General features: G+C 64.5%; 1 protein-coding gene and 1 pseudogene. One reads left to right on the forward strand and one right to left on the reverse strand.

What is annotated here, in order from left to right:
• On the reverse strand, window positions 1–300 hold a 300-nt coding region (locus FFS27_RS32815; RefSeq protein WP_137952559.1), incomplete at its 3' end, for a response regulator.
• A gap of 76 nt (window positions 301–376) precedes the next feature.
• Between FFS27_RS32815 and FFS27_RS32820 the strand changes: the two are divergent.
• A pseudogene (locus FFS27_RS32820) lies at window positions 377–1,282 on the forward strand (histidine kinase dimerization/phospho-acceptor domain-containing protein); the annotation flags it as partial.

Genomic DNA, 1,282 nt, shown 5'->3' on the forward strand with positions numbered 1-1,282 from the left:
GGTCGGCAGGTCGGCATGGCCGGTGAGCAGGATGCGAATGGTTTCCGGGAAGCGGCGATGGATTTCCGCGAGCAGGGCGGCACCGTCCATGTTCGGCATGCGGGCGTCGGACACCACCAGGTCCACGGGCCGGCTTTCCAGCAGTTGCAGGGCCTGTTCGCCGCTTTCCGCCAGCAACAGGTCGTAGGGCTGGTTGCGTAGCAGCCGGCGCAGGCTGCTGAGGATCAGCGGCTCGTCGTCGACCAGCAGTACGCTGAAGCGGATCTCCGTCTCGTTGGAAGGAGGTGCGCTATCGTTCATGAGTGTCTGTCCACCGGGTGAGTTTTGCCTGAGTGCTTCAGGCAAGCATAGTCCGAGTCTGGCCTGGACGAGGGGCATGCACGCGGCGACAGGGCGAGCGGAGGTGCGGATCATGGAGGCGTTACCCATCAGGAACCGGCGCTTGCTGGTGATCGATGAGCGGCAGGCGGATCGAGACCGTGTATGCGGGTTGTTGCAGGGAACCCTAGAGGCCGAATCGCCTCCCGTGGCGCCTGAGCGGGGCTACCAGGTGGATACGGCGGGAAGCGCCGAGGAGGCCTTGGGGCGGATACGCTCGGCCCTCCAGGCCGATGCGCCGTATGCCGTGGTGTTTCTCGGGATGTCGTCGGTAGGCGCGGATATTCCCGTTCTCGAGCGGTTCTGGCGTCTCGACTCCCGCTTGCAGGTCGTGGTGCATGCGCCTCCCGCCGATTTTCCGCTATTGGCGCCGTGGGCCGCGGAAGAGCGCCTGCTGCTCCTCGGCCTGCCTTTGCAGGGACAGGAGGTCCGCCAGATGGCCGGCAATCTCAGCGCCAAGTGGAACGTGACGGCTCACCTCCAATTGCAGATGAGCCGGATGGAGGCTGCCATCCAGGAGATCACCCAGGAAGTCGGCCAGGCCAAGGAGGCGCTGGAGAAAGAGATCGGCGAGCGCAAGGAGCTGGAAAGCCAACTGGTGCAGACGGAGAAGCTTGCCTCGATCGGCCACCTGGCCGCCGGCGTCGCCCATGAGATCAATAACCCCATCAGCTACGTTTCCTCCAACTACACCACCCTGGAGGAGCACGTCAGGCGTTTGCTGGAGGTACTTGAAGCCTATGAAGAGGCTCGCCCCGCGATCCGCGACGAGGCGCTGGCAAGACGCCTGGAGCAGCTCGGCGAGCGGGTCGAACTGGCCTTCGTCAAGGAGGATGTCGCTGTGTTGCTGCGCGAATCCAGGGAGGGAATAGGGCGGGTGCGCAAGATCGTCCAGGACCTGAAG

Source organism: Pseudomonas sp. 2VD (assembly GCF_005503585.1).
Classification (GTDB): domain Bacteria; phylum Pseudomonadota; class Gammaproteobacteria; order Pseudomonadales; family Pseudomonadaceae; genus Pseudomonas; species Pseudomonas aeruginosa.